Raw genomic sequence first — 3653 nt, forward strand, 5'->3', positions numbered from 1 at the left:
TTGCTCTCCAATCACGACTAGTCTCCTTCGACGCTGAACTTTCCAGGAGTTTCAAAAGCCGCCTATTGCTGGACGGCGTAGCACGAGATCTTCTTTCGCTTCAGGGCATCGCAGGCCTTCCAGGCTGCGTCCTTCGAGCCGAACCCGCCGAAACGGGCGCGGTAGTAGGTGACGCCATCCTTGTCGAACGCGACCGTGAAGCCCGAGGCATCCGCCAGGATCTTCGGCGCCTGCTTGCTTGTCTTGTTCAGCAGGGCCTGAGCCCCTGACTGCGTCGGCGAGGAGGCGACCTGCACCACCCATCCCGACGGCACGGACGAAGTCTTGACCGGATCGACGGCTGGCGCGGCCGCGGGCGCCGGTTCGGCGTAGGCGGCGACGGTCTGCGATGTGCTTTCGGTCTGTGATGGGGTTTCGGTCTGCGATTTGGTTTCCTGGGGCACGGGTGCCGGAGCCATGGCTGCCACGGCAACCGTCTTCACCTTCCTGACCTGGATCACTGGCCTGGTTTCCTCGGCGGCCGGCGCATTGTCGTCGGCCGACGCGACTTCGGTGTCTTCGACAGCCGGCTTTTCATCCGGGGTCGGCGCGTCATGCCTCGGCAGGAAGACCTTGGCCAAAGCCTTGATCGGATTGTCGCCACCCGCCTTGGCGATCAGATTGCCGCCGCCGCGGGTCGAGGTGCGCGGCAGATAGGTGTTGATCAGCGAGGCCATCTGGTTGTCGCGGCTGCGGCCGGAAGCGCCACCCATTACCACGGCGACGAGGCGGCGATCGCCGTCGGCAACGGAGGAGACCAGGTTGTAACCGGAAGCGCGCGTGTAACCCGTCTTGATCCCGTCCACGCCCTTGATGCGGCCGAGCAGGCGGTTGTGGCCGTTGATGCGCTGGCGGCCGTAGAGGAACGAGCGCTGCGAGAAATAGCCGTAATACTGCGGGAAGTGCTCCCTGAGCGCGATGCCCAGCATCGCCATGTCGTGCGCCGTGGTGAACTGACCGGGGTCGGGCAGGCCGTTGGCGTTGCGGAAGACGGTGCCGTTCATGCCGAGCTGGCGTGCCTTGGCCGTCATCATGCGGGCGAAATTGTCTTCGCTGCCGCCCAAGAGTTCGCCCAGAGCGGTCGCCGAGTCGTTGGCCGACTTGGTCACCATCGACAGGATCGCCGTCTCGACCGGAACCGAGCCGCCGGCGCGCACGCCGAGCTTGGTCGGCGGCTCGGACGCGGCATGCGCCGAGTACGGCACCGGCGTGTTCTTGCTGATCCTGCCCTTCGCCAGTGCTTCGAAGGTGAGGTAGAGCGTCATCATCTTGGTGAGCGAAGCCGGATAGCGCCGGCCGTTGGCGTCGGCCGAATAGAGCACCTTGCCGGTCTTGGCGTCGACGACGATGGCCGCGGACTTTGCGGCAAGAGCCGATGCGGCATCGGCGGCGACGATCGTCACCGCAAGCGCGGCGATCATGACTGCCTTGATGGAGAATGAAGATTTGGAGACGAACCCCGACAATGCCTGACGCACCGCTGCTTACCCTGAATTTTCGTTGCCCCGGAGGCGGCAGAGGGAGTGCCTGCCTCGCTTCCGGCCAAGCTATCGCGGCCAGCGTTACCAATCCGTTTATGGTAACCGCCGCGTTCACCATTTTCTGGCGATTTGAGCCTCTGTTTATTCGAATTTTAGCGGTTGCTGCGCTTCGGGCCCCTTGCGGATCAAGGGAATCTTGACTTTTGTGCAATGCACAATATATTGAGGTGCATTGCACAAGGGCGCCCGGGGCAAATGGGCGTTTCAACCAAGGGAAGTGTGAAATGACCCAGACCTATGAGGACTTCACGAAATACGGCAAGGAGTTTGCCGACAACGGACTGAAGAGCTTTGCCTCGCTCACCAAGGGCGCGCAGGCAATCGCCACCGAGGCCGGCGAATACACCAAGAAGAGCTTCGAGGCCGGCAGCGCCGCCGTCGAGAAACTGTTCTCGGCCAAGTCGATCGAGAAGGCCATCGAGATCCAGACCGACTACGCCAAGCAGAGCTACGAGAGCTTCGTGGCCGAGGCCAGCAAGATCGGCAATCTCTATGCCGAGCTCGCCAAGGAAGCCTACAAGCCGTTCGAATCGGTCGTCGCCAAGGCGAAGTAATTTCGCCCGATCATACCCGATTAGGCCAACCGGCCTGCCAAAAGGACCCGGTCGCGGAAGCGCGGCCGGGTTTTTTTTATGCGTGACTGCAACTGCCTGAGCCCTGCCGCATTCACGATTGAGAAAATCGCTGAAGTTTGCCCACCTAGCCATATTGTCAGCTAAACAGAAGGGCTTAAAATCGGCCATCGAAGACCTACATGTTGAACTCGCATGAGGATTCGAAAAGGCAGGACTACGTGACGATCGGTTTGACTGCCACGGCAGGCGTGGTGCGAATGCAAAGTGACGGCGACCGCAACGATCCCGGTCGCGGCACAGCCGTCATCACGCGCACCAAAACCAAGACCAAGAAGCCCAGCCTCTACAGGGTCCTCATCCTTAACGACGACTACACTCCCATGGAGTTCGTGGTTCACGTCCTGGAGCGTTTTTTCCAGAAGGACCGCGAGGCCGCCACACGCATCATGCTGCATGTTCACAATCATGGAGTGGGCGAGTGCGGGGTCTACACATTCGAGGTGGCCGAGACCAAGGTGTCTCAGGTCATGGATTTCGCCCGACAGAATCAGCATCCGCTGCAATGCGTGATGGAGAAGAAGTGAGGTAACATGCCGGCTTTCTCCCAAGGCCTGGAAAAGGCGCTACATCAGGCGCTGACATTCGCCAACGAGCGGCATCATGAATATGCGACGCTCGAACACTTGCTGCTTGCGCTTATCGACGATACCGAGGCGGCCGCCGTGATGCGCGCCTGCAACGTCGATCTCGACGAGCTGAAGCACACCGTTCTCACCTATATCGATACCGAGCTCGACAATCTCGTCACCGGTTACGACGAGGATTCCAAGCCGACCGCCGGGTTCCAGCGCGTCATCCAGCGCGCCGTCATCCATGTGCAGTCGTCCGGCCGCGAGGAAGTGTCCGGCGCCAATGTGCTCGTCGCCATCTTCGCCGAGCGCGAGAGCCACGCCGCCTATTTCCTGCAGGAACAGCAGATGACCCGCTACGACGCGGTCAACTACATCTCGCACGGCATCGCCAAGCGCCCCGGCGCCTCGGAGTCGCGCACGCCGCGTGGCGCGGAGGACGAACAGGGCGGCCAGAACGGCGCCGAGCCGCAGGAGGACGGCGGCAAGAAGAAGCCGCAGGACGCGCTGACGGCCTATTGCATCAACCTCAACAACAAGGCCAAGGCCGGCAAGATCGATCCGCTGATCGGCCGCGAGAGCGAGATCAACCGCACCATTCAGGTGCTGTGCCGCCGCTCCAAGAACAACCCGCTCTATGTCGGCGACCCCGGCGTCGGCAAGACGGCGATCGCCGAGGGCCTTGCCAAGCGCATCGTCGAGGGCGACGTGCCCGAGGTGCTGCAGGACGCCACCATCTTCGCGCTCGACATGGGCACGCTGCTCGCCGGCACCCGCTATCGCGGCGACTTCGAGGAGCGGCTGAAGCAGGTCGTCAAGGAGCTCGAGGACTATCCCGGCGCGGTGTTGTTCATCGACGAGATCCACAC

General features: G+C 62.0%; 4 protein-coding genes. 3 read left to right on the forward strand and 1 reads right to left on the reverse strand.

What is annotated here, in order from left to right; translation table 11 throughout:
* Positions 1-62 precede the first annotated feature (62 nt).
* Positions 63-1517, reverse strand: a complete 1455-nt coding sequence (locus EOA29_RS28890; protein WP_126093867.1) for a D-alanyl-D-alanine carboxypeptidase — start codon at positions 1515-1517, stop codon at positions 63-65.
* 287 nt (positions 1518-1804) lie between these two features.
* On the opposite strand from EOA29_RS28890, the gene EOA29_RS28895 reads away from it, so the two are divergent.
* From EOA29_RS28895 to EOA29_RS28905, 3 genes are all read left to right on the forward strand, one after another.
* Positions 1805-2134, forward strand: a complete 330-nt coding sequence (locus EOA29_RS28895; protein WP_126093868.1) for a phasin family protein — start codon at positions 1805-1807, stop codon at positions 2132-2134.
* A 278-nt stretch (positions 2135-2412) separates the two neighbouring features.
* Positions 2413-2739, forward strand: a complete 327-nt coding sequence (gene clpS / locus EOA29_RS28900) for an ATP-dependent Clp protease adapter ClpS (protein WP_040972327.1) — start codon at positions 2413-2415, stop codon at positions 2737-2739.
* A 6-nt stretch (positions 2740-2745) separates the two neighbouring features.
* Positions 2746-3653: Clp protease N-terminal domain-containing protein (locus EOA29_RS28905; RefSeq protein WP_127221948.1), on the forward strand; the 908-nt coding region annotated here is incomplete at its 3' end.

This window comes from Mesorhizobium sp. M1E.F.Ca.ET.063.01.1.1 (assembly GCF_003998155.1).
Classification (GTDB): Bacteria; Pseudomonadota; Alphaproteobacteria; order Rhizobiales; family Rhizobiaceae; genus Mesorhizobium.

What these genes read in the sequence shown, in the direction of transcription:
- EOA29_RS28895 (WP_126093868.1), top strand. Translation starts at nt 1,805, where the DNA reads ATGACCCAGACCTATGAGGACTTCACGAAATACGGCAAGGAGTTTGCC.
- clpS (WP_040972327.1), top strand. Translation starts at nt 2,413, where the DNA reads ATGCAAAGTGACGGCGACCGCAACGATCCCGGTCGCGGCACAGCCGTC.